This is a genomic window from Flavobacterium sp. AK-301 (assembly GCF_058310215.1).
Genome location: NZ_JBZEES010000007.1, coordinates 1 through 26,639, shown reverse-complemented (window position 1 = coordinate 26,639; position 26,639 = coordinate 1). Strand labels below are relative to the sequence as shown.

17 protein-coding genes and 1 tRNA gene are annotated in these 26,639 nt (G+C 32.6%); 13 read left to right on the top strand and 5 right to left on the bottom strand.

Annotated elements, in window-relative coordinates:
* Nucleotides 1-145 precede the first annotated feature (145 nt).
* The 3 genes from AC4FQX_RS10650 to AC4FQX_RS10640 all read left to right on the top strand — a co-directional run bounded on the left by AC4FQX_RS10650 (nucleotide 146) and on the right by AC4FQX_RS10640 (nucleotide 6,768).
* Complete coding sequence (locus tag AC4FQX_RS10650) at nucleotides 146-3,004, top strand: AsmA family protein (protein WP_491167680.1); 2,859 nt, start codon at nucleotides 146-148, stop codon at nucleotides 3,002-3,004.
* Nucleotides 3,005-3,276: 272 nt separating this feature from the next.
* On the top strand, nucleotides 3,277-4,944 hold the full coding sequence (locus tag AC4FQX_RS10645) for a formate--tetrahydrofolate ligase (RefSeq protein WP_491167679.1): 1,668 nt from the start codon (nucleotides 3,277-3,279) through the stop codon (nucleotides 4,942-4,944).
* Nucleotides 4,945-5,418: 474 nt separating this feature from the next.
* Complete coding sequence (locus AC4FQX_RS10640) at nucleotides 5,419-6,768, top strand: lytic polysaccharide monooxygenase (RefSeq protein WP_491167678.1); 1,350 nt, start codon at nucleotides 5,419-5,421, stop codon at nucleotides 6,766-6,768.
* A gap of 92 nt (nucleotides 6,769-6,860) precedes the next feature.
* On the opposite strand, the gene AC4FQX_RS10635 is transcribed toward AC4FQX_RS10640, so the two are convergent.
* Nucleotides 6,861-6,933 (bottom strand) — tRNA-Phe (locus AC4FQX_RS10635).
* A gap of 100 nt (nucleotides 6,934-7,033) precedes the next feature.
* On the opposite strand from AC4FQX_RS10635, the gene AC4FQX_RS10630 reads away from it, so the two are divergent.
* The 5 genes from AC4FQX_RS10630 (at nucleotide 7,034) to AC4FQX_RS10610 (ending at nucleotide 12,054) form a co-directional block, all read left to right on the top strand.
* Nucleotides 7,034-7,765 carry a type III pantothenate kinase gene (locus tag AC4FQX_RS10630; protein WP_491167677.1) on the top strand — a complete coding sequence of 244 codons (732 nt, stop codon included), beginning with the start codon at nucleotides 7,034-7,036 and terminating at the stop codon, nucleotides 7,763-7,765.
* Entirely contained in the window at nucleotides 7,762-9,009 is a 1,248-nt protein-coding gene (gene bamG / locus AC4FQX_RS10625; protein ID WP_491167676.1) for a BamG family beta-barrel-assembly machinery protein, read from the top strand. The genes AC4FQX_RS10630 and bamG overlap by 4 nt, the downstream gene beginning before the upstream one ends.
* A 23-nt stretch (nucleotides 9,010-9,032) precedes the next feature.
* Nucleotides 9,033-9,587: an LPS export ABC transporter periplasmic protein LptC gene (gene lptC / locus AC4FQX_RS10620; RefSeq protein ID WP_491167675.1), complete on the top strand. Its 555-nt coding sequence runs from the start codon at nucleotides 9,033-9,035 to the stop codon at nucleotides 9,585-9,587.
* 13 nt (nucleotides 9,588-9,600) lie between these two features.
* Entirely contained in the window at nucleotides 9,601-9,801 is a 201-nt protein-coding gene (locus AC4FQX_RS10615; protein WP_491167674.1) for a hypothetical protein, read from the top strand.
* Nucleotides 9,802-9,942: 141 nt separating this feature from the next.
* Nucleotides 9,943-12,054 (top strand): peptidylprolyl isomerase, encoded by a 2,112-nt coding sequence (locus AC4FQX_RS10610; RefSeq protein WP_491167673.1) that lies wholly within the window; start codon nucleotides 9,943-9,945, stop codon nucleotides 12,052-12,054.
* Nucleotides 12,055-12,407: 353 nt separating this feature from the next.
* Here AC4FQX_RS10610 and AC4FQX_RS10605 read toward each other — a convergent pair whose 3' ends face one another.
* The 3 genes from AC4FQX_RS10605 to AC4FQX_RS10595 form a co-directional block, all read right to left on the bottom strand.
* Nucleotides 12,408-13,322 carry a GYDIA family GHMP kinase gene (locus AC4FQX_RS10605; RefSeq protein WP_491167672.1) on the bottom strand — a complete coding sequence of 305 codons (915 nt, stop codon included), beginning with the start codon at nucleotides 13,320-13,322 and terminating at the stop codon, nucleotides 12,408-12,410.
* Nucleotides 13,323-13,334: 12 nt separating this feature from the next.
* Nucleotides 13,335-14,654 (bottom strand): hydroxymethylglutaryl-CoA reductase, degradative, encoded by a 1,320-nt coding sequence (locus AC4FQX_RS10600; protein ID WP_491167671.1) that lies wholly within the window; start codon nucleotides 14,652-14,654, stop codon nucleotides 13,335-13,337.
* Nucleotides 14,655-14,905: 251 nt separating this feature from the next.
* Nucleotides 14,906-15,523, bottom strand: coding sequence for a hypothetical protein (locus AC4FQX_RS10595; RefSeq protein WP_491167670.1), 618 nt, complete (start codon nucleotides 15,521-15,523; stop codon nucleotides 14,906-14,908).
* Between the two features lie 525 nt (nucleotides 15,524-16,048).
* Here AC4FQX_RS10595 and AC4FQX_RS10590 point away from each other — a divergent pair.
* The 5 genes from AC4FQX_RS10590 to AC4FQX_RS10570 are packed head-to-tail and all read left to right on the top strand — an operon-like array spanning nucleotide 16,049 to nucleotide 24,197.
* Entirely contained in the window at nucleotides 16,049-18,220 is a 2,172-nt protein-coding gene (locus AC4FQX_RS10590) for a S9 family peptidase (protein ID WP_491167669.1), read from the top strand.
* 28 nt (nucleotides 18,221-18,248) lie between these two features.
* A complete protein-coding gene (locus tag AC4FQX_RS10585) occupies nucleotides 18,249-19,886 on the top strand; it encodes a peptide MFS transporter (RefSeq protein ID WP_491167668.1) in 1,638 nt (545 codons plus the stop codon).
* 50 nt (nucleotides 19,887-19,936) lie between these two features.
* Nucleotides 19,937-21,445, top strand: a complete 1,509-nt coding sequence (locus AC4FQX_RS10580; RefSeq protein WP_491167667.1) for a peptide MFS transporter — start codon at nucleotides 19,937-19,939, stop codon at nucleotides 21,443-21,445.
* A 33-nt stretch (nucleotides 21,446-21,478) separates the two neighbouring features.
* Nucleotides 21,479-23,608 (top strand): peptide MFS transporter, encoded by a 2,130-nt coding sequence (locus AC4FQX_RS10575; protein WP_491167666.1) that lies wholly within the window; start codon nucleotides 21,479-21,481, stop codon nucleotides 23,606-23,608.
* A 46-nt stretch (nucleotides 23,609-23,654) separates the two neighbouring features.
* Nucleotides 23,655-24,197: a thioredoxin family protein gene (locus AC4FQX_RS10570; protein WP_491167665.1), complete on the top strand. Its 543-nt coding sequence runs from the start codon at nucleotides 23,655-23,657 to the stop codon at nucleotides 24,195-24,197.
* A gap of 81 nt (nucleotides 24,198-24,278) precedes the next feature.
* Here the strand turns inward: AC4FQX_RS10570 and AC4FQX_RS10565 are convergent, their stop codons facing one another.
* Complete coding sequence (locus AC4FQX_RS10565; protein WP_491167664.1) at nucleotides 24,279-26,324, bottom strand: ComEC/Rec2 family competence protein; 2,046 nt, start codon at nucleotides 26,322-26,324, stop codon at nucleotides 24,279-24,281.
* Nucleotides 26,325-26,639 lie beyond the last annotated feature (315 nt).

Here is a 26,639-nt window from a genome sequence, read left to right as displayed (position 1 = left end):
TTTTTGTGTTATTTGTGTTTTTTGTTACTATTTGTATTAACAATAAGTTAAACAAGATTCTTTTTATTTCATAAATAACTAACTTTAATCTGTTTAGTTTTTATTTCTTTTGATTTTTATCTAATTACTGTAGTATCTTTACTCTATGAAAAGATCGATCAAATCAATAGCGTTAAAGGGGCTGAAGATCGTAGCGATTACAGTTTCCGGTTTGTTGTTAGTTTTGTTTTTAGTTCCAATGATTTTTCCGGGACCAGTTGCAGAAAAAATAAAAACGTTTACCAATAAGAAATTAGAAGGAGAAGTTGCTTTTTCTAAAGCAAGGTTGTCTTTTTTCGATCATTTCCCTACACTGACACTGACCTTATATGATTTTTCTTTAAAAGGGTCAGAGCCGTATAAAAACGACACTTTACTAGCGGCAAAAGAAGTGGGTTTTGGTGTCAATCTAAAAAGACTGCTGTTTAACAATGAAGTAAAGATCAATGAAATATACGTTGCAGATGCTTTTATCAATATCAAGGTAAATGAAAAAGGTCTGGCGAATTATAATGTTTATGTTTCTGACGAACCGGCAGACACAGCCTCTTCAACCGCTATTCGATTAGAAAGGATTGATATTAAAAATACCCACGTTAAATATAGTGATCTCTCTTTAAAAATGTTGATTGACGCAAAAGGTTTTAGGTATATTGGAAATGGAGATTTAAGTAAATCCGTTTTTGATTTGCATACCAGAACTCAGATCGATTCATTGGATTTTTATTATGAAGGAGAACCGTATTTAAAAAATAAATTAATTAAAGCCGATCTGATAACCAATATCAATACGAATTCCCTGGCTTTTATCTTTCAGAAAAATAACCTGAAAATAAATAATCTGCCCGTTATGTTCAATGGAAAGCTGAATTTCCTTAAAGACGGATATGATATTGATGTTTCAGCAAGTTCAGTGAACAGTAAACTCGAAGATTTTTTTAAAGCACTTCCGCCACATTATGTCACTTGGCTGGAACAGACAAAATTACAAGGACAAGCCAGTCTGTTGTTTACTTTTAAAGGGAATTATAATGCATCAAAAAGCAGAAAACCCGATCTGACCTTTGATATGAATATTAGAGATGGTTTTGTACAAAATGGTGTTGCTCCTCTGCCCGCATCTAATATTTATTTAGATATGAAAATGAGAATGCCTGCTACAAATGTGGATAGTCTGAATATAAAAGTTGATTCACTATTTTTTAATTTAGGAAAAGATAGTTTTAATGCAGTAGTAGAAACAAAAGGAATAGCGAGTCCTTTTATAAAAGTAAAAATGAAAGGAAATCTGGATCTGGCAGTTTTAGATAAAGCTTTTGGAATACCAAATGTTGATTTGCAGGGAGTATTAAAAGCAGATGTCAAAATGAATGGTATCTATGACTCTAAAAAAAGATTGTTTCCCATTACAGACGCTAAGATTGATTTACAGAAAGGCTGGATAAAAACAGAATATTATCCTAATCCGATTACTGATATAAATGTAATTGCAAATGTGGTAAATACTTCCGGAAAGTATAAGGATTTAAAAATGAACGTTGCTCCCGCATCCTTTCTGTTTGAGAATAATCCGGTTTATGTTAAAGCAAGTCTGATTAATTTTGACGATATTGATTATGATGTTAAAGCAAAAGGAGAGATCGAAATCGCAAAAATTTATAAAGTATTTTCAAGAAAAGGATTAGAGTTGGACGGTAATATTAAAGCAGATCTATCGCTGAAAGGAAAACAGAGTTATGCTGCAAAAGGTCAGTACAGTAAACTTAATAATAAAGGAACCCTTGAACTGAGGGATATAAAAACGACATCAGAGTATTTCCCAAAACCGTTTATTATTAAAGAAGGACTGTTTTCTTTTAATCAGGATAAAATGTGGTTTAAAAAATTCAAAGCAGTATATGGACAATCTGATTTCGTGCTAAATGGTTATTTACAGAATGTCATTGATTTTGTTTTTGCTGAGAGAGGAATCCTGAAGGGTAATTTCAAGATGAATTCCAATTTCATCAATGTAGATCAATTTATGTTTTTAGAATCCGGAGATAATCAGAAAGATGCACAAGAAGCGAAAGCCGTAAAGAAGAAAAATTCAAAAGAATCAGGAGTGATTCTGATTCCTTCCAATTTGAATTTACAGTTAGACGCAGCAGCTGTTAAAGTAGCTTATGACGGACTGGATATTCAAAATTTTGAAGGAAGTCTCGTAATAAATCAGGGGAAAATGTTCTTAAATAAGACCTGTTTTAATCTGATTGGCAGTACAGTAAATATGGATGCTACCTATAAAGCTGATGGTCCCAGAAAAGCAGATTTTGATTTTCATCTTCAGGCACAAGATTTTGATGTAAAAAAAGCCTATAATGAAATAGCAATATTCAGAGAAATGGCAACAGCAGCCGAAAAAGCAGAAGGGATTATTTCTATAGATTATCAACTAAAAGGGGTTCTGGATGGTAATATGAAACCGATCTATTCCTCTTTAGAAGGATGTGGTGTGCTGTCTGTTAGTAAAGTGAAGTTTAGAGGACTTAAAATGTTCAGTGTAATAAGCGAAAAAACAGGTTCCGAAGGTATGGATGATCCCGATATTTCAAAAGTAGATATTAAAACCGCTATTAAAAATAATGTAATCACCATTGATCGTTTTAAAATGAAAGTAGCAGGATTTAGACCGAGAATAGAAGGAGAAACAAATCTTGATGGGCAACTGAGTCTAAAAATGAGACTCGGATTACCACCATTAGGAATTATAGGAATTCCGATCGTAATAGAAGGGACACAACAGAATCCCAAAGTCAAGATATTTAGTAAATCAGCAGACGAAGTACAAGAAACAGAATATGTAGACTCTACCGGGATTGTAAAACCCGTAGTGCCAAAAAACCAGCCTGTAGCACCAGTTACTGATTCCATACAACCTGTTATAAAATCTAAATTAACAGAAGAAGAAATTAAAAACCCATAATATGTATAAAAAACCACTCAGCTGAGTGGTTTTTTTATACATATTGGTTTATTTTAAAGATCACAAAAAAAAATTGTCAGTGTATTTGATTGTCAGTGTTTTGAGATTTTAATCACTAAAACCGTCTCATTTGTAAGACTTTAATTTTAAAAAAAGAGAGGGTTTGAACTTAATAATTGGGGATAATTAATTCCTTATTTTGTATCTTGTATGTTTATCATTTACAAAGTCTCAAAACCAATTTTGAAAATGAAAATATTAAATAACATATAATGAAAACAGATATTGAGATTGCGCAGTCTACGTTATTGGAAAATATAACGACAGTTGCTAAAAAAATTAATATACCACAGGAAGACCTTATTCCTTATGGAAAATATATAGCCAAAGTTCCGCTAAATCTGAAATCAGAAGAACATATTAAAAAATCAAAACTGATTCTGGTAACCTCCATTACCCCGACAAAAGCAGGAATAGGTAAAACTACCGTTTCTATTGGACTGGCGTTAGGTTTAAATAAGATTGGAAAGAATGCCGTAGTAGCACTAAGAGAACCGTCATTGGGACCTTGTTTCGGTATGAAAGGAGGAGCTGCCGGTGGAGGTTATGCACAAGTGTTGCCTATGGAAAATATAAACCTGCATTTTACAGGTGATTTCCATGCTATAACATCAGCCCATAATATGATAACCGCATTACTGGATAATTACAATTATCAGAACAGGAGTACAGATCAGATGCTGAAAGAAGTACTCTGGAAAAGAGTACTCGATGTAAATGACAGAAGCCTACGTTATATAACATCCGGATTAAGAGGTAGCGCTAACGGGGTTCCTCAAGAATCAGGTTTTGATATTACACCCGCTTCAGAAATTATGGCTATTCTGTGTTTAGCATCCAGTATAGAAGATCTGAGAAGAAGAATAGAAAATATACTATTAGGCTATAAAGCAGATGGTAGTATGTTTACCGTAAAAGATTTAGGAGTAGCAGGAGCTATTACTGTGTTATTAAAAGATGCATTGCAGCCTAATTTAGTACAGACGACTGAAAATACACCCGCCTTTATTCACGGAGGTCCTTTCGCTAATATAGCACACGGATGTAATTCCGTGATTGCAACTAAAATGGCAATGAGTTTTGGAGATTACGTAATTACAGAAGCCGGATTTGGAGCAGATTTAGGAGCAGAAAAATTCTTTGATATCAAATGTAGAAAATCTGGTCTCGAACCCGCACTCACCATTATAGTAGTGACAGGACAAGGATTAAAAATGCATGGGAATGTGCCTATAGAAAAGATTAAAGAAGAGAATGTTCAGGGGATTGTTCAGGGACTGGAAAACCTTAAAAAGCATATTGGTAATATTCGATCCTATGGACAGAGTATCATAATTGCTTTTAATCGATACAATACCGATACAGAAGCAGAGATAACCGTAATAAAAGAGTTTTGTAAAACTTTAAATATTGGTTTTGCGATTAATAATGCTTTTACCGATGGAGGAGAAGGAGCTAAAGAACTAGCAGAACTGGTAGTGAAAACAATAGAGGATACACCTTCAAGTTCCCTTACATTAGCCTATGATGATAAAGACAGTATTGCAGAAAAAACAGAAAAAGTAGCAAAGAAAATATATGGAGCAGCAAGCGTCAGTTTTAGTGCAGTAGCCCTTAAAAAACTGGATAAAATAGAAAATACAGACATGAGTCGTTTTCCCGTATGTATTGCTAAAACGCAATATTCATTTTCTACAGATCCAAAAGCCTTTGGAGTAGCAAAAGATTTTGATCTTAAAATAGAAGACGTCGTGATAAACAGAGGGGCAGAATTTATTGTAGTCATAGCTGGAGATATTATGCGTATGCCCGGATTACCTAAGATTCCACAAGCAATTTATATTGACCTGGTAAATGGTAAAGTAGAAGGACTGAGTTAAGAGAGATACTATATACAGGTTTTAAAGGGTAATAAACAGATACCTGCAAGGTCTTTTTTGACCTTGCAGGTATCTGTTTATTACTTATACTTACAGACAAAAATTAATTTAGTTTTTTTAGTATTCAAAACTGAAAGCTAAATTGATTATATTTTAAAAAAAGAGTGTTATTTCTGTTATAAATTACGATAAATTTATCTATTTCGTGTTATTGATGTTTTATTTATAAATATTTCGCGTAAAATAGGTTTTTTCTTATTTTTATTTAAAATGAAATATTATAAATTTGATAGTGTATTCATTTCTGTTTTTTTGTAATTAAAAAGTATAGAAATGTTAAGGAGAGGAGGGAGAGTCTTGGGGTGTACTTGACCCAAATATATTAAAAGTATAGTATCATTTCTGTTTTTTATGAAGGTCAAGTAAATTGGAGTAGAGATTAAATATTTTTATATAAACCAAATCTAAACAATCATGAAAAAGTTTAAAAGTAAAACACAGTCTTCACGACATGGTCACATTTTTCAACCAGCTTCACGAGCCTATTTTGCCTGGCTGGAAGGAAAACTTGATGAAGGAGCCTTAAACCAGAGAGAAGCAGGGAAGTTTTTTCCAAAAGTTGAAGGTGGATTAACAGATTCACTTGCTCCAGATGATACTCCGAGTAATACCCCTCCAAAAGATGGAGAACTAGCCAGTACAGGGCAATTAACAGGAGCCTTTCTAGATGAGCCGGGAACACATTGGAAAAAGCATGAAGTTGCCTCAGGGGAAATATTAACAGTATCTTGGGACTATACAGCTAACCATAGAACACGTCGATGGAATTACTTTATTACTAAAGATGGTTGGGCTCCTGATCAGCCTCTAAGCAGAGATCAATTTGAAGAGAAACCTTTCTATAAGGTTGAGCTTAGCCATCAGCCTTATTGGAGTTATACGGATGAACTAACACCTCGAATACCGACTATTCATGAAGTTCCTTTACCAAAAAAGAAAGGATATCAGGTGTTATACGCAATTTGGGAAGTTGCAGATACAGGTAATGCATTTTATCAGGTTATTGATCTTAACTTTAGTGGTGAAGATAATGGAGGAGGTGAGTTGCCGGTAACACCAAAAAATTTAGAAGCAGTTGACGTTAAACAAAGAAGCGTTACTTTAACTTGGGATTATTTCAAAAGTTCATTGCCAATTGAAAAATATAGAATAACTCGAAATGGGACGACGCTAATAGAGATAGATGGTTCTATGCTGTTATGTACAGATACAGGAGTGTTACCAGGTAGTGAATATACCTATTTTATTAGTGCCGTTGGTTTTAATGGACAAGAATCTTTACCAAGTTCTGCTATTAAAGTTCGTACACTCAATGATGATGGTAGTCAAGCACCACCTTCTCCTCCTTCTGGTTTACATGCAATGGGACTTACTGAAACTTCAGTTAGTTTGATGTGGGGAGCATCAATAGGTCATAATCCAATAGCAGTCTACCATATATATAGAGATGGACACAAACATTCAGAAGTTCCCGGTACTCAAGAAAGTTATAGTGAAGAAAATTTAAAATCAAATACAAAATACAGCTATTATATTCTGGCTGAAGATTCCCAAGAGCTGATATCCTCTCCAACTGATGTTCTTGTCATAAGAACAAAGGCATCTGGTAGTAGTGATCCTGAATGGGAATTAAATATACGTTACGAATTAGGTAGTAAAGTAAGCTACAAAGACAATAAATATTTTTGTATTCAAGCTCATATTTCATTAGTTGCGGAATGGAATCCAGAAGCAACTCATGGAATACTTTGGGCGAGAGAATAAAGAAAACTTAATTTTTGTTCCTAATTTTGTATTAGTCTGAAAAAGGACATAAAACAAAAAAACCGCACTAAATTTTAGTGCGGTTTTTTAAGTGGTACCTCCAGGAATCGAACCAGGGACACATGGATTTTCAGTCCATTGCTCTACCAACTGAGCTAAGGTACCTTGCTTATTGCGAGTGCAAATATAGAATGTTTTTTAGTTTATCCAAAACAATTTTTAAAAAAAATCAATTCGTATCTTCGCAGTAATAAAATTACACATTATGCTACTCACCATTGATATTGGGAATACCAGAATTAAAGGAGCTGTTTTTGAGAACAATAGCCTAATAGAGAGTTGTGTTTTCTTAAAAAAAGACCTTAAAAAAAGCATTGAAAAAATTTTAAAAAATTTTAAAAAAATTTCAAATCTGACCATTGCTTCAGTCGGATATCTAGAAGAAAGCGACTTAGAATATCTGAAAAGTGTGATTGAAACCCATATTATTTCTCATAAAGACCCCTTTCCTTTTAAAAATTTATATGCAACACCTCATACATTAGGAATTGACAGAATCGTTCTGGCATCTGGAGCTGTGCTTCAGTATCCCGATCAGAATCGTCTGGTTATAGATGCAGGAACCTGTATAACCTATGATTTTATAGATTCAGCAGATCAGTATCACGGAGGAGCGATTTCTCCCGGGTTTCGTCTGCGGTATGAATCTCTCCATAATTTTACCGCAAAATTACCGTTATTGACTTTAAAAGAACCTGGAGATTTTATTGGTTCATCTACCGATGAGTCAATTCATTCCGGAGTCGTAAATGGATTAATTCATGAGATAAATGGGTTTATTGACCAGTATGAAAAAAAATATCCGGTTTTAACAATAATTTTAACAGGAGGAGACGCTGATTTTTTGGCTAAAAGATTAAAAAATACCATATTTGCCAATTCAAATTTTCTTTTACAAAGTTTGAATCAAACCTTTCATTATAAAAATCGAAAATGATTAAAAAAATAATAGTAAGTTTCTCTCTGCTTTTTTCATTAGTATTAGTAGCTCAGGAGAGTACATCTTCACCATATTCTTTCTACGGAATTGGAGATCAGAAATTTAAAGGAACTGTTGAAAATCGTTCTATGGGAGGTTTAGGGGTGTTCCCCGATAGTATTCATCTTAATTTGCAGAATCCAGCAACATATTCTGCGTTAAAGCGTACTACATTTACAATTGGTGGAGGTTATAACAGCGTTAAGCTGAAAACAAATTCAGCTAAAGATGACGCTCAGAGAACGACATTAGACTATTTGGCTGTTGGGATTCCGATGGGAAAACTAGGTGTTGCTTTCGGTTTGATTCCATTCTCATCAGTAGGATATAAAATTCAGACTATTTCTGATGGGACTACAGATAGTAAGAGATATACAGGAAAAGGGGGTGTAAATAAAGTGTTTTTAGGAGCAGGATATCAAATAACAAAAAACTTTAGTCTGGGAGCGGATGTTAATTATAACTTCGGTAACATTGAAACAAACAGAACAGTTTTTAAACCCTTCGTTCAATATGGGACAAGAGAGTTGAATATTTCAGATTTGAGTGGAGCAAGTTTTAATTTTGGAGCAGTTTATCAGGCCAAATTTAAACAAAAATATGATTTTATAGGAAGTGTAGTTTTCTCACCTGAGAGTAACCTGAAATCTCAAAATAAAAGGAATACAGCTACTATTACTTATAATGCTAAAGGTATTGAGGTTATTCATAATAAGATTGAGAACGATATTGCAGATAATGATCTTACCTTACCAAGTAAATTAGTGCTAGGGGCAGGTTTTGGGGAAAAAATGAAATGGTTTTTAGGTGCTGAAATTACATTACAACAAAGTAATAAATTTGGTAATCTGTATGATGATATTACAGGGACAAGTTATGAGAATGGAACCAAAGCTTCCATAGGAGGGTATTATGTTCCTAACTATGCCTCTTTCAGTAGTTACTGGAGTACAATAACCTACAGAGCAGGTTTACGATTTGAAAAAACAGGACTGGTAATTGCAGATCAGTCGATCAATGATTATGCAATTTCATTAGGAGTAGGATTACCGGTTGGAAGAAACTTTTCAAATGTGAATATAGGTTTTGAATATGGCAGACGCGGAACAACAAAAGCAAATCTTGTTCAGGAAAATTACTTTAATGTAATGATTGGATTGTCCTTAAGCGATAAGTGGTTCGTGAAATCAAAATACGATTAATCATATTGATTCAAAACAGAAAGATGAAATCGAATATACTTAAAGTGCTTTCAGGCATTGTCACAGTTATTACTGTGACAATGCTTTTTGCATGTGAAAGTAATTTTAAAAATGTTCAGAATATCAATGCAAAAGAATTTACTCCTGTCGGAGAAGCAGACAGTGTGAATCTGAAATATACAGATTCCGGTAAGATTAAAGCAATATTAGTGAGTAAGAAGATGTTTGATTATTCCAATGTCAATTTTCCTTTTATGGAATTTCCTTTAGGAGTAGACGTGACTTTATACGATGAAAAAGGGAAGAATAGTTTCGTGAGATCAGATTATGCCATAACCTATTCCAAATCTGATATTATTGATTTGAGGGGAAACGTCAGAATTACTTCTGATGATGGTAAAGTGCTGGAAACAGAACAATTGTATTACGATCAGAAGAACGAATGGTTTTTTACAGAAAGTGATTATAAATTTACAGATGTAAAAGCAGAAAGTTATGGTACAGGAGTCGATTTTAGTAAAGATTTCAAAGTAATTAAAACCAGAAATTTCCGGGCAGAGATAGATAGAACACAATAAAATAAAGATAAAGATGAAATATTATAAATACACACACTATTTATATTTAGCAATAGCAGCGCTATTTCTATATGATGGAATTATCAGTCTGAATTCAGGTGACAAAAGTCCATGGGCAAGTTTTTTGTTTGTTGTACTCGCTCTTTTTATGTTCTTTTTCAGACGTAGAAATATCCAGAGATTAGAAGAAAAGAACAAGGATGAAGAAGAATAATTACAGGTAGTATAAAATAATAAAGAAAATAGAGATCGATATAAATTATGTTTTTTATATAAAAATATAACTTTATAGCTTTTATTATTAAATAGATAATTGTATTTTCGCCCACTGAACTAAAAAATTAATAATTATAAAATGGCAGTTTTAGCAAAAATTAGACAACGTTCCGCTTTAATGATAGCAGTTATTGCACTTGCATTATTTGCATTTCTACTTCCTGACCTTTTCACGAAGGGATTCAATCGTACTTCAAATAATGTAGGAAGCGTAAATGGACAAGATATTTCTTTTGAAGATTTTCGATTAAAAGTTGATGCAGCTGAAAAAAATGTTCAGGGTTCAGGTATGACCTCGATGCAGGTAATGAACGGTGTTTGGGATCAGGAGGTAAAAAGAGTTTTGCTGGATGCACAATATGAAAAATTAGGTTTGAGAATTGGTAGAGACCAGTTGATCAATGTGATGATACAGAATCCGAATATTGGACAAAACCCAATGTTCTTAAATGAAGCGAAAGTTTTTGATAAAGCTAAATTCAATGAATATGTTGCCAGTATCAAAACTTCAGGTTCAACACAATGGAATGAATGGTTAACTTTTGAAAAGCAAGTTGAGCAGATGGCAATTGAGCAAATGTATTATACAATGATCAAATCAGGTCTTATAAGTACATCAAATGAAGGAAAATTTGCTTACGAATCAGAAAATAATAAAGTTGATTTTGATATTGTACCAGTATTGTTCAGTACCATAAAAGATGAAGATGTAAAAGTATCCGATGCTGATATTATTTCCTACATGAAGAAAAATGAAAAGAAATATAAAGCAGATGAAAATAGAGATATAGAATACGTTCTTATCGAAGACAAACCATCAAAAGAAGATGAAGATGAAATTAAAGCTTCAATTACTGCATTATTAGACAGTAAAATAGTTTACAATCAGAAAACAGGTCAAAACGATACTTTACCTGGATTCAGAAAACCAACTAATCTTGAAGAATTTGTAGATTCAAATTCCGATGTAAAATACGATTCTACCTTTATTGCTAAAAAAGATTTACCGGAAGGACATGCAGATCAGTTATTTAATTTAGCGAAAGGAGAAATTTACGGACCTTATCAGTTTGGAGATTACTATTGTATTTCTAAATTAGAAGAAAGAAGAGCAGGAGCTAATGTAAAAGCAAGCCATATTCTTTTAGCTTATGCAGGTGCTCAGAGAGCAAATCCGGCTATAACAAGAACAAAAGAAGAAGCAAAAGCAAAAGCAGAAGAATTAATAAAAGAAATTAATGCTAATCCTTCATCTTTTGAAGATTTAGCAAGAGCTAATTCAGACGATTCATCCGCGCAATCAGGTGGTGATTTAGGATACTTCGGACCAAATCAGATGGTAAAACCATTTAATGATTATGTGTTTGGTAATCCAGTTGGAAAAGTTGGATTAGTAGAAACAGATTTTGGATATCATATAATTAAAGTTACAGATAAGCAAGATGCTGTTCGATTAGCTACAGTTGCTCGAAGAATAGAAGCATCAGATGCTACAAACGATCAGATTTATACATTAGCAAGTAAACTTGAAATGGAAGCCGGTAATAAAGATTTATCAGCTGTTGCTAAAGAGATGAAACTAACAGTAGTTCCTGTAAACAGTCTTTTAGCTTTCGATGAAAATGTTCAGGGATTAGGTAATCAAAGACAAATCGTTAGATGGGCATTTAACAGTGATACTAAAGAAGGAGACGTTAAGAAATTTGATATTTCTGCAGGTCACGTTATTGCAAGAGTGAAGAAAGCAAACAAAGAAGGATTAATGTCTGTGAATGCAGCCAGAGTTACTGTTGAATCTATATTAAGAAACAACAAGAAAGCAGAATTAATCAAAGTAAAAATGAAAGGAGCTACACTCGAAGAAGTTGCTAAAAACGCCGGAACCAGTGTTTATCAGGCAAATAATGTGGCTCTTATGGCTCCATATTTACCAAATATAGGACCAGAACCTAAAGTAGTAGGCGTTGCTTTTGGAACAGAACAAGGAAAAACTTCCGACCTGATAGAAGGTAACCTGGGAGTGTATAAAATAAGAACAAAACTAATTATTAAAGCTCCGGCATTACCTAATTATGCTAACTATTCAAACAGATTAAAATCTCAGAGTCAGGGAGCTGTAAATGGAAGAGTCGTTCAGGCTTTAAAAGAGAATGCTAAAATTAAAGATAACAGAGCGCAGTTTAATTACTAATAGCAGTTATCCGATAGTATTATAAAAAACGAAGAAGCGGTCTAATTTCTAGACCGCTTCTTCGTTTTTTATATGCTTTAAGATTATATATATCAAGATATTTACTATATCGATCAACTATATGTTGTCTAAATAATACCTAACAGGTTTTTTTAACCTGTTAGGTATGAGAATCAGAATCCATTCAGAAAGAAAACCGACTCTATGAAGTTCTCTATTTTGTAGCTGTGTATAAATTCCCCGGATCTTTATTATTAAAAAATATTATAGGTGTTTTCCATTATAGGAAATAAATAGATTCTATTATTGATAGTACAGTATAGAACAATCTAACTATCGAATAATCACAAAAATCAAAGAATCAAATCCTTATAATTCAGAATAACAGAATAGCCTTTTTCTTTAAAATAATTTTCAGGGTTTTCTTTTGAAACCACCATTACAAAATCACCTCCCCAGGCACCAAGACTTTTAACAAAACCATTAAAATCACTGAATAAGCTCTCTTTAACGGTTTTAGTTTCCAGAACAGAGCTCATGATGTTTTCATGCTCTTCTAATAAAGCAGAAAAAAGATCAATATCATTTGCTACAGCTATTTTTTGAGTGATGCTGTCAATACTGTTTTTAGCAGAAGAAATTGTTTTTCGGTTTTTATAATAAGCAGTAATAGCCGTTTTACTATTTTGTTTTTTGTTTAAGTAAACAAAATAAATGAACGAATGAAATTCCGGATTAAAAGTGATTGGTTCAACAACAGCATTTCCGTTAACAAGCTGATATAGTATAGCAGTATTGTTTTGCGCACAGGCAATATCATATCCACTGCCCCCAAAACTATTATTAAGAAGCGTAAAAGCATTTACTTTCGTCCACTGAGCAATGTTGTTGATTAAAGTAGAAGAAGTGCCTAAACCCCATAATCGGGGGAAAGTAAGATTGGTTTCAATATCATATCCTTTTCCTGAATTTAAGAAACCGGGATTGAGTAAATAAGCCTGGTGTAGAATCTTAATTAAAGTATTTTTTATGTCTTCAGGATGTTCAGATACTTTGTTATGTATAATATCATTAAAAGTAACAGAAGCAGAGAACCAGCAACTCGAATCACAGTCAAAACTTTTCCAGATTATTTCAGATGCTTTACCTTTTTTAACAATTAGGTTTTGCCCGTATTTTGTTGGTAGAGCCAGAGCTTTGGCTCCGTCAAGAATAAGATATTCACCTGTTATAAGTAATTTTCCGTTACTGTAGAAAGTAGTATTCAAAAGAGTCCTGATTTATATTTTTCTGTAATTTTCAATGAAGTCAACAACAGCGCTATGCGAAGCAGTATTGTTTTTAAAATATTCCACAGCCAGTGTTTTCTCCTCATTAGAAGCATGTAACTGATTAAGAATATTCATCAAATGCATTTTCATATGTCCCTGCTGAATTCCGGTTGTAGTAAGAGAGCGCAAAGCAGCAAAGTTTTGTGCTAATCCTGCCACAGCTATTATTTGCATCAGTTCTTCTGCAGATGGTTTTTCCAGCATTTCAAGAGACAGTTTTACAAGAGGATGTAATGTTGTTAATCCCCCAACAGTTCCCAATGCTAATGGTATCTCTAACCAAAAAGTAAAAACACCATTTTCAATTTTTGCATGAGATAAACTACTGTACTGTCCGTTTCGGGAAGCATAGGCATGCACTCCCGCTTCAATAGCTCTGAAATCATTTCCGGTAGCGAGTACAACAGCATCCACACCATTCATGATCCCTTTATTATGTGTAACCGCTCTGTAAGGTTCTACCTCTGCGATCTGAACTGCTTTTATGAATTTCTCGGCAAACAGTTCCGGTGCTATATTTTTATTCACATTCAGTTCTCCTACTTCGCAAGAAACTTCAGCTCTTACAATACAATTAGGGACATAATTAGAAAGAATACTCATAATGATCTGAATTTCTTTTTCTTTAGCAGAAAAAGATTCATATAGCACCGCTTCCTCTTTCAGTGTTTTTGCAAACTGTTCCAGACAAGAGTTGATAAAATTGGCTCCCATTGAATCCTTCGTTTCAAATGTAGCATGTAACTGGTAGTAGTTTGAGATCAGATCTGTTTTATTTTTTAAAACCACATCAAGTATTCCGCCACCCCGTTTCTGCATGTTTTTTGTGATGCTTTCCGTTTCCGAAAAGAATTTCGGTTTAATAGTAGAGAAGAAAGATTCCAGTTTTTCAGAATCTCCCTCATATATAAAATGAACCTGACCTATTTTTTCAGTATTGATAACAGTTGCTTTAAAGCCTCCGCGTTTAGACCAGAATTTAGCAGCATTAGAAGCAGCAGCAACAACAGAACTTTCCTCTATGACCATCGGAATCGTTCTGAATTGTCCGTTTATTAAAAAGTTCGGTGCAACACCTAGAGGAAGATAAAAATTAGTAAGCGTATTTTCTATAAATTCATCATGTAGTTTCTGAAGAACAAGATCTTTATTCCAGTATTTTTTTAATAAACTGATTGCTTCCGTGGGATTCGAAAAATATTTAGTAGCTATCCAGTTAATTTTTTCCTCTTTAGATAATTTAGAAAATCCCGTAATTTCTTTGCTCATTCTCAGTTTATTAAAAATAAAATTATCGGCAAATATACGTTTTAGATCGTTTATTTGCTATTAATCCAAAAAGGTTTGGTACTATTTTGTGGTTGTGTAGTCTTTTGTAAACCTATTCCATGTTCCTATAAATCATCTTTGAAAAATAATTAAATAAAATTTAAACAAGCTCTAAGATACTTGTTCTGTTTATTTTAGCAAAAACCAATCAGTACTCTCTTCTTGTTATTAAGATTATAGTGCTTAATATTCTAAATTTTTTGGAATATAACAGTGTATGTTCTTGTATCGTCACCATCATTAGTTATTTTATAAGTATTAGGAATTGTTTTTGCTAATGTAAAATCAAAATGAGTACTCCCTTTATCCATACATCCTATCAAATTTGGAAAGGTAATATTCCATGTTACAGACATATTCTTTTCATTTGTAGGGATTTCTGTTAAAACTGATTTTGCTATAACATCTCTGGCTATTCCATTTAAAAAGACTAAACCAGCATTAAAAGATTGGAATGAATTAAGCATATGTCTATTACAAGAATTAGTTGAAAGTATTGTAATATTTGTACTTTCAAAATTTTGGTCGTTTGTCACTATAACACTTTTCTTGGATTCCACCGTTATCTCTTTTCGTTCAGTATTGGCATTAAGATCGCTCTTATCTAATTGTTTAATAACGCCGTTATTATTTTTCACTAAAAGTTTATACAAATCTGTTCCTATTTCATCTGTTTCTCTGATTCTAACAGTACCATTTACATCAAGTATTTCAGTTGGATTATGCGTTCCAATCCCAACTTTTGAAATTTGTGAGAAACTAAAGTTATGTACCGAAAGTGCTATTAAAGAAAGTAATATTGTTTTCATTTTTCAATTTAATTTAGATAATCTTAATTTTTTATTTTTAAATATTTGCAAATATAAATATTTAGTATCTAAATCCAATACACTTTAAGTTTTGTGTAGTTAATTTTGGGACTTCTCTTTTGTAAATTAGTTTTAATATTGGTTTTTTATTTATGTAATTTTTAACTATTTGTATATATAAAAGTCCTACTAATGTCTTTTTTAAAAGATAATTAAAATGTATTAATTTATAATATTGTTTTGTTTTTTTCTTTCTACAATCTATTTTTTATGAATTGGTTTAAATATTTATTTATTTGATTTGTTCAATAATTTTATCTCTGTACACACCATTAGTCTGGATGATTTTAAAATAAGGTATAAAAAATATTTAGGGTTAAAAAACAGCTATTTATAATTTATTTAAGTTAGTTTTATAGCTTCAACAAAAGGGTTGTTTTTTTCTAAAATTTGATTTAACACAAAAAAATGTTGTTAATTGCAATTTTTTCACTAAAATTGACAGGTTTTTATTAATTTATTAAAATGAAGTATTCGAATAAAATTACAGTTTTGTTTTTATTTATTTTTGTATCTCTTTTTGCACAACAAAAAATAACAGTAGAAGAAGTTTTTGGAGGAACATTCAGAACCAAGGGTATGGACGAACTCCAGTCAATGAAAAATACAAATCAGTATACCGTACTGAATTTTGATAGACTCTCAAGGAGCATTCAGATTGATTTATATGATTTTGCTACTCTGAAAAAAGTAACATCCCTGATTGATTCGAAAAATCACAAAGAACTGCCTATTATTCAGAGTTATACTTTTAGTGCTGATGAAAAACAAATTTTATTAGCCTGTAATATTGAACAAATCTTTCGTCATTCTTTCACAGCAGATTATTATTTGTATGATATTGAAAGTAAAAAACTAACTAAACTTTTTGATTTTAAAGTACAGGAGCCCACTTTTTCTCCTGACGGATTGAAAATAGCGTATGCCAGAGAAAACAATCTTTATGTTTATAATCTGGCTACAAAAGAAAATACTCAGATTACTTCTGACGGAAAGAAAAACCATATCATTAACGGTATTACAGACTGGGTCTATGAAGAAGAATTCGCTTTTGTAAGAGCCTTTGACTGGAATAAAGCAAGTGATAAGATTGCTTTTATTCGATTTGATGAAACAGAAGTGCCGAAATTCTCAATGGATATTTATGGAAATACTTTATATCCGACACAACAGGTTTTTAAATACCCTAAAGCAGGAGAGAAAAATGCAGTAGTTTCCTTATATCTTTATGATGTAAGTACTAAAAACACAAAACAGGTTAATTTAGAAAACGATACTGATTTCTATATACCAAGAATAAAATGGACCAATGATCCGAAAGAATTAAGCGTTCAGATTCTAAATAGACATCAGAACAATCTGGATCTGCTTTTTGTAAATGGTGATTCAGGAAAAGCAAGAGTTATTCTGAATGAAAAAGATAAAGCATATATCGATATTACAGATAATCTGACTTTTCTGAAAGACAACAGTTTTATATGGACCAGTGAAAAAGACGGTTACAATCATATTTACCATTACAGTAAAGAAGGGAAATTAATTAATCAGGTTACAAAAGGAAATTGGGAAGTTACTTCCTATTACGGTTTCGATGAAAGAACCAATTCTATTTTTTATCAGTCAGTTGAGAACGGATCAATTAACAGAGACGTTTATCGTATTAAACTGAATGGGAAGGATAAAGTAAGATTATCAAAATCCGAAGGAACAAATAAAGCTATTTTTAGTCCAAATTTTCAGAACTACATCAATACATTCTCCAGCGTATCCACACCACCACAGTTCACACTAAATGGTGCTAATAAAGGAGAACAGATTCAGTCAATAGTTGATAATAATACTTTGCTGAATACTTTAAAAAGATATGGTATCTCTAAGAAAGAATTTTTTACACTTACTACAGAAAAAGGACATCAGTTAAATGCCTGGATGATTAAACCGACCGATTTTGACCCGAATAAAAAATACCCTGTACTGATGTTTCAGTATAGTGGACCCGGTTCCCAGCAGGTAGCAAATCAATGGCATAATTCAAATGATTACTGGTATATGATGTTAGCACAACAAGGTTATATTGTTGCTTGTGTTGATGGCAGAGGTACAGGTTTTAAAGGAGCCGAATTTAAAAAAGTTACCTATAAAGAATTAGGGAAATATGAAGTAGAAGATCAGATTGATGCCGCTAAAGTAATTGGGAAATACAATTATGTAGATGTAAGTAGAATCGGTATCTGGGGATGGAGTTATGGTGGATTTATGTCTTCAAATTGTATTTTAAAAGGAAACGATGTTTTCAAAATGGCAATTGCAGTAGCCCCAGTTACAAGTTGGAGGTTTTATGATTCCGTTTATACAGAAAGATATATGCAGACACCACAGGAAAACGCAAGTGGGTATGACGATAATTCCCCAATCAATCATGTAAATAAATTAAAAGGCAAATATCTCTTGATCCACGGAAGTGCAGACGATAACGTACATGTGCAGAATACCATGTTAATGATGGAAGCACTTATACAGGCGAATAAACAATTTGATTCTCAGATTTATCCCGATAAGAATCATGGTATTTATGGAGGTAAGACCAGAGTACAGCTGTATACCAAAATGACCAATTTTATTCAGCAAAATTTATAATCAGAATTAAACTAATGAATTTCTTACTATGAAGCCAAAACATCCAAAAGGATTATACTTTTTATTTTTTACCGAAATGTGGGAACGTTTTGGGTATTATTTAATGCTTGGAATTTTTGTTCTGTATATGACAGATGTTGATAAAGGAGGCTTATCAATAGGAGATAAAAATGCAGATGATATTTTCGGAACTTTCATAGCATTGAGCTATTTAACTCCGTTTTTAGGAGGATTTTTAGCAGATCGTTTATTAGGTTATATAAAAGCAGTTTATATAGGTGGTGTATTAATGGCATTAGGTTATATCGGATTAGCTTTGCCTGGGATGACCTCTTTTTATGTTTCTTTAGGGTTGATTATTATAGGTAATGGACTTTTTAAACCAAGTATATCAACACTTTTAGGAAATTTATATTCAGAAGAACAATATAAAGCATTCAAAGATTCAGGATATAGTATTTTCTATATGGGAATCAATATCGGTGCCCTTATATGTAATATTATCGCTGCATTTATGCGTAATAAATTTGGATGGGGAGCCGCTTTTGCTTCAGCAGGAATCGGATTGTTTATAGGTCTGATTATCTTTTCGATCGGATTAAAATATATTAAAGAGGCGAATGTAATGAAACCTGCAGAAAAAGGAGATGTAGGAATATCAAAAGTATTGTCTTTTGTGTTTTTACCCGCTATGATTGCCGGTTTTATAGGTTGGCAGATTCCCGGAAATATATTAGGAAGTGATAGTACAGATGCCTTTATCTTTGCCTGTATCCCAGTTGTGATTTTCTATGTATCCCTTTATTTCAGAGCCAGTTCAGTAGATAAAAGACCCATTGCAGCATTATTAGCAATTTTTGCAGTAAGCGTAATGTTCTGGGCAGTCTTTAAGCAGAACGGAACAGCTCTCACACGCTGGGCAAATTATTATACAGAAAGAAGTGTTTCTCCAAGTTTAGAAAAACCGCTGAATAAATTATATTTAGCCGAAGAAAAAGTATATAAAGATGAACTGGTAACAACTTATGATACCCAGTTCAGAGCAATAAAAAATGAAGACGGATCCCCTGTAAAAGAGATGGGGAAAGATATTTATTTCAGAAATGTAGCCCCCGAAAATTTACCAAAAGAAGGAGGTAAGATATATCTGCTTAATACGGAGTTATTCCAGTCCGTTAATCCTGCCTGGGTAATATTACTTACTCCCATCTTAGTAGGTATTTTCCTTTTTCTTGGAAAAAGAAAAAAAGAGCCTTCTACCCCCGGTAAGATAGCGTTGGGATTATTTATTTCCGCTTTATCCTGTTTAGTAATGGTAGGAGCCGCTTACATAGGAAGTAACGGAGCGATTAAAGTTTCCCCTCTCTGGCTGATTGCCTGTTATGGTGTAATTACCTTTGGAGAACTTTGTTTAAGCCCGATGGGATTATCACTAGTTTCAAAATTAAGTCCGCCGAGGCTGACCGCATTAATGATGGGAGGTTTTTTTCTTTCCACTTCTATCGGTAATAAATTATCCGGAGTATTAGCAAGTATGTGGTATGATTATGACCATAAGGCTAATTTTTTCCTGATAAATTTTATACTTTTGATGATTGCCACCGCTTTTGCCGTGTTATTGCTGAAGTGGCTGAATGGGATTATGAAAGAGAAGAATATAATTTAGATCACAAAACTTAACTCAGAATAAACTAAACTAACTAATACGAATAATTAATGAATACAACAAAGGTCGAATCTGTTGATCCGGATTTAGAAAAAATACAGAATTTTGAAGGAAAATACCCGAAACAGCTATGGTATTTATTTTTAGTTGAAATGTGGGAACGGTTCTGTTTTTACGGAATGAGAGGAGTTCTTGCTATTTTTATGGTTGATCAGTTAGCATTGTCCGAATATGCTTCTAATTTGAGATACGGTGCAATTCAGGCCTTCGTTTATGCGTTTACTTTTATCGGAGGTATTTTTGCAGATAAAATTCTTGGTTTTAAAAGATCGTTGTTGTTTGGAGGAATATTAATGATTATCGGTAACAGCGTGATCGCTGTTTCCCCACATGATTTTTTCTATATCGGGATTGCCTTAACAATCATCGGAACAGGTTTTTTTAAACCAAATATTTCTTCAATGGTAGGAGAACTTTATAAGGAAGGAGATGCCCGAAGAAATGCAGGTTTTGGATTATTCTATTCCGGTATCAACATAGGAGCTTTACTTGGAGGTTTTGTATGCGTGTATTTAGGTAAATCACATTCCTGGAGCCTTGCCTTTTTAGCCGCTGCTGTTGTAATGGTTATAGGTGTTATTACGTTTCTTATAACAAAAAAACATTTAGGACCTATCGGAGACACTCCGTTAAAAGACATGCCGGTTGCTAAAAGAAAAATCAGAGAGATAGCTGTATACATAGGTGCTTTACTTACAATTCCTTTGATTTTTGTTATGATTACCAATACTGATTATACAGATAAGTTTATGTATACTATCGGACCCTTAGCGTTGTTATATTTCATTTATCAAACCTATAGTTTAAAAGATATAAAAGCACAAAAGAAATTAATGGCAGCTTTTGTTATGATTGTATTTTCTATCATTTTCTTTGCCTTTTTTGAACAAGCAGGAGGTTCTTTAGCTTTATTTGCAAAAACGAACCTACATTCAACTTTATTGTTCTTTGAAATAGATCCGAATATTGTGAATAACAGTATGAATTCACTTTATGTAATTATATTTAGCCCTATATTAGGTATTGTATGGCTTTGGATGGCAAAGAAAAAAATAGAGCCGAATACAGTTGTTAAATTTGGTTTAGGGTTTTTATTCTTAGCAGTAAGTTATTATGTTTTCTATTATACAAGATTTTTTGCTGATGTAAATGGCGTAACTTCATTAAACGTTTTTGCAGCAGCTTATTTTTTCGTTACTATTGGAGAATTATGTTTATCTCCTATCGGACTATCAATGGTAACAAAATTATCTCCAAAACATTTATCCGGAATGATGATGGGATTATGGTTCCTGGCAAGTGCTTACGGGCAGTATGCTGCGGGGTTACTAGGAGCGGCAATGTCAACTTCAGAGCCCGGCGAAAGCGCTTCATTATATGATAAATTAATCTCATATACTACAGGTTATCAGCAGTTAGCCCTTTATGCCTTAATCGCAGGGATTATATTGATTATAATTTCACCGTTCGTGAGAAAACTAATGCAGGAAGTAAAATAAATAATAATATAATAAGGATTTAAATAAAAGCATATGTCGGTTCAATCCACAAGTAATGATTTCTTCAAATCAAAAGTTCTGGGACACCCATCCGGGTTGTTTGTATTATTTTTCACAGAAATGTGGGAACGGTTCTCCTTCTACGGAATGAGGGTGTTGTTAATTAACTTTTTAACAATGGCAGCCGTTGGAGCAAATCCGGGATGGGAGTGGAGCACAGGAAATGCAGGAGCTTTATTTGGAACCTATGCAGGATTCTTATATCTGACACCCATAGTAGGTGGGATTGTAGCAGATAAGATCACCGGTTATCGTTGGGCAGTTGTGATCGGAGCTTTGATTATGACTTTAGGACATGCTTCAATGGCTTTTGAAACAGAGTTTTCATTATACGCAGGATTAGTTCTTTTAGTAATTGGAACCGGTTTCTTTAAGCCGAATATCACATCTATAATTTCTGAGATGTATAAGGATCTTCCGGAAAAAAAAGACGGTGCCTATACCATATTTTATATGGGTGTAAATGCAGGAGCCTTTTTCGGAATGATGCTTTGTGGTTATTTAGCAGAAAAAGTAGGATGGAGTTGGGGATTCGGTCTGGCAGGAGTATTTATGATGTTAGGAATGCTTCAGTTTTGGTTTGCAAAACCATTATTTGGTACGATTGGAGATGTGCCAAATAAAGAAACAAAAGAATCCGGGACTAAAGAAATAAAAGAACCAAAATCTACAGATATCATAAAAGAAAAACGTAATCCTTTTACATTAGTAGATAAAATACTGATTGCAATTACTTCCATTATAGGAATTTTATATTTAATAAACGATCCTGCGTCAAAAATTGGAGGAATTCATTTATTACCGGAAGAGTTTTTGATTAGTAAAGAGACAGTGCCGGGAGCCCTGGTTATTACTATTATCGGATTGATTTTATTCCTGTTCTTAGTAATTTCCAGAATTATCAGATATGAAAAAGTTGTAAGAGACAGAATGATTGCCGTAATCATCTTTGCATTCTTTACTGTGTTTTTCTGGATATCATTTGAACAAGGAGCAACCTCCCTTGTCCTTTTTGCAAGAGATTATACAGAAAGAACCTTAGAAGGGAATGCCGCTATAATTTTTAATATTGTAAATACGCTTTTAACCGTAGTTCCTTTATTATTAATATCATGGGTTCTATTTTTATTATTTAAACAAACCTTCAAAAAGATTGCATTATCGAATGTTATATTAGCTTTAAGTTTTGTTGGTATTTGGGGAATTGTGATCTGGATGTTGAATAATGATTATGCTTCAAAAGCATATGAATTAAAATATCAGTCCGTTAAGATTGCACAGATTGATCCGGAAACGAAGCAACAGGTAAAAGATGAGAAAGGAGAGCTTGTCTTTAATTTTATACCGATAACAGAAACAACCATTTTAAAACCAACAGATAAAGTAGTAGATCAATTGGTCAGAATCTCAAATAAAGACATATTAAAAGTTAATGATAAAGTGGCTGTTCACAGTGAAATAGGTAGTTTCGTTTATCTGACCAAAGAAGCTGAAAGTAAATTAAGAGCCGATTATCAGAAAATAAATAAACCTTCTCAGATAGTACAGGCTACCGTTTCAGAATTAAAAGAAAATCAAGTAGAGATTACAACATCATGGTTTAGTATTCTGAATTCTTTCTTCATCATAACCTTTGCATCAATCTTCACAAAATGGTGGGATAGTAAATATAATCCAAGTGCAGCCGTTAAATATGGTTTAGGTCTGATTATAATGGGATTAGGCTTTGCTGTTTTAGCTTTCGGTTCTCAGGTTATTCCACAAGGAACTATTGCCGGTACTGTAAGAGTAAGTATGGTCTGGCTGATTTTTGCCTATTTATTGCATACTTTAGGAGAATTGTGTTTATCCCCTGTAGGATTATCATATGTAAGTAAATTAGTTCCAGGAAGAATGGTAGCTTTTATGTTTGGAATGTGGTATCTGGCGATTGCAATTGGAAGTAAACTAGCAGGTTCTTTAGGAGGTATGATCGATGAAGTAACCAGTAAATATGATATGACTACTTTCTTTCTGATTTTTACAATAGTGCCAATCACAGCAGGGATAATTGTAACCGCTTTAAATCCTTTGATGAAAAAATTAATGCATGGGGTTAAATAATTAATTTTAGGCATACTATTTGAATACAAAAATTAAAATTAAAATTATGAAAAAGATATTTATAGCAGTAATAGTAGCTTTAGGGACATTTGCAGGACAAGCACAGGAAATTAAATGGATGACATTTGAACAAGCTCTGACTGCACAAAAAAAGAATCCGAAGAAGATTATTATGGATGTTTATACAGAATGGTGTGGTCCTTGTAAAATGCTTGATAAAAATACTTTTCAGAATAAACAGGTGGCAGACTATATCAATAAAAACTATTACGCAGTAAAGTTCAATGCCGAAGGTAATGAAGAAGTAAACTATAAAGGAAGAAAGTTTACAAACTCAACTTATGACGCTACTAGAAAAGGAAGAAACGGAACACACGACCTGACGTATGCTTTAAAAATATCAGGATATCCTACAATGGTTTTCTTTGATGAAAAAGGAGAGTATATTTCCCCTTTAACAGGATATTATACACCAAGTAGAATAGAAATTTTCCTAAAGATTTTCTCTAAAGAAAAATACAAAGAACTGAATACGCAAGAAAAGTGGGAGAGTTATCAGGCAAATTTTAAAAATGAATTCAAAGACTAAAAAGTAAGTTGTTGTTTACTTCGGTACTCATTAACCGATTAGTATGAAAACTATCAACCAACAACTATCAACTAAAAAGGACTATTTTGAAATCCTATAAAATCCCTTTTCCGCAATAGCGTGAAAAGGGATTTCTTTTTTTTTACAGGTTGCATTCCAGTTGGTAACATAACTTTTATAATTCGAAGCATCAGCAATAATCAGTTTAGGTTTTATAGTATTAATTATTCTATCTAAATTTATTTTTGGGGACTGTATAATCAGAAGAATATCTACATCAGCAGTGTTCGGATAAATACCGGAATGGTCAATTATTAAAATCTTTTTCTGATTAAAATACGCCAGATTACAAATAGTATCCTGTTGTTTTACAGAACTGAAATTTTCTAGTAAATATGATTTTACAGTAAGATTATTTTGTAGATGTTTTATTAGACTGTCATTAGAATATAGAATAGCTTCCGTTCCTTTTCTTTCCATAATAAGATTATTTTTTTTCATCTTAAAAACAATCCATTCCTCCGTTTTTTCATTTTTCCATTTAGTACCTAAACAGGTGATCTGAAACAGAATTAAACTAGTGAAACAGAAGATTAATTTGTTGTAACTCGGTTTTTTAATCCAAATAATAATAACAATAATTGTAAAATAAGAGCTAATAACCATATAGGAATTAAAAGGAATATCTTTAATAATAAAGTCTTCAAAAGAGGCAATCCAATGAATGATTTTATTTAAAATAAAAATACTATATTCCAGTGTTTTTAAAAGAAATAGAGGAATCTGGTTAATAGTAGCTAACAGCATTACAACTATTCCGACAGCAAGTATAATAGAAAGAAAAGGAATTATAATAATATTCGTTACAAAAAACAGACCCGGAAACTGATGAAAATAATAAAGACACAGCGGAAGTGTGCCAATTTGAGCAGCAAAAGAAACGGTTAGAATATCCCAAAAGTATTTTAATATCTTATTTTTTGGAATCCATATTTTAGACAATAAGGGCTGAAACCACACAATAAAAAATAAAGCAATATAACTTAGCTGAAAACCTACGTCAAAAAGAAAAGAAGGCTGAAAGAGCAGAATGATTAATATTGACACAATTAAAGTATGATAAATAGTAGTATGTCGTTTTAAATGCATTCCTATTGCAATAAAGGAAAACATAGCAGCAGATCGAACGACAGGAGGTGAAAGTCCCGCTATTATAGCAAAAACCCAAAGAGAAATGATTATAACAATTAGTTTTATTATTGTTCCAATTTTATTGTTGGGAATTGGTTTCAGTATGAAATTAATAAAAAGCAATATGAATCCGACATGTAGTCCCGAAACAGATAAAATATGCACTGCTCCTGCATACTGATAATCTCTTAAAGTTTCAGGTGATATATCCTGTCGTTGCCCTAAGATGAGAGCAGCAATGACCCCTAATTCAGCATCATTAAATCCTTTTGCTTTAAGATTAGAAATGATTTTGTCCCGAATATGAGCAGCATAGTATAAAATATCTTTTTTTAAAAAGGAGTTAATTTTTATCCCGCTTTTATCCGTGTATATCTGAGCAAAAACAGATTTATTTTGAAGGTATTTACCATAATCAAACTGATTGGGATTATAAGGTTTTTTATGAGGAATAATAGAACTTTTAATTTGCAAAACAGAACCAATAGGGAAATGTACTAAAGTAGTAAGGCTGTCTTTTCGAATGTTGAGAAGTATAGATCCTGTGCTTTTTATTGAATTTATTTTTTTTATTTCAGCAATATATCGTTGGTTGTAAATGCCGTCTTTAAGTTTCTCATTAATTACTAATTCTATTAGATTAGTTTTAGTATCGTCTTTAATCTGATGAATATAATGTGTTTTCTGAAAAGAATTTGTATGTAGGAGCAGTGTAGTACTACCAATCCAGAAACAGACTATATAAGTGAAAATTCCAAAATAACTCTTTTGCAGAAAATCTTTTCTCGCAAGAAAAAAAGATAAACCTAAAAAGAAGAATAGTATGATAAGCGTTGTAAATATAAATTTCAGATTAGGTTTCACATAAAAAGAAAATAGAATACCCAGTAAAAAAGAGAATGTTATTTTTGATAAAGGAAATTTTAGTATTGCCATGAAGGAAGATGAATTTGTTTATATAACCGCATTTTTTTAATAGGTTTTTTTAAAGAAGAAATGGTAATTTGGTATTGTGGGTTTTGTTTTTTGATGTTTTATTTTATTAAAACACGGGTAAGTTATTATTTAATTTTGATAAATAAAAAAACTACAAGTCATATGATCTGTAGTTTTTACTATTTATATAAAATTTTTGATAGTGTATTTTGATAGTTCTGTTTTTTGCTAATTATCAAAAAACCCCCTGATGCATTTGTTTAGGCATTAGGGGGGTATTTAGATTGGGATTTTTTATTTTTTTTAGTTCTTAAT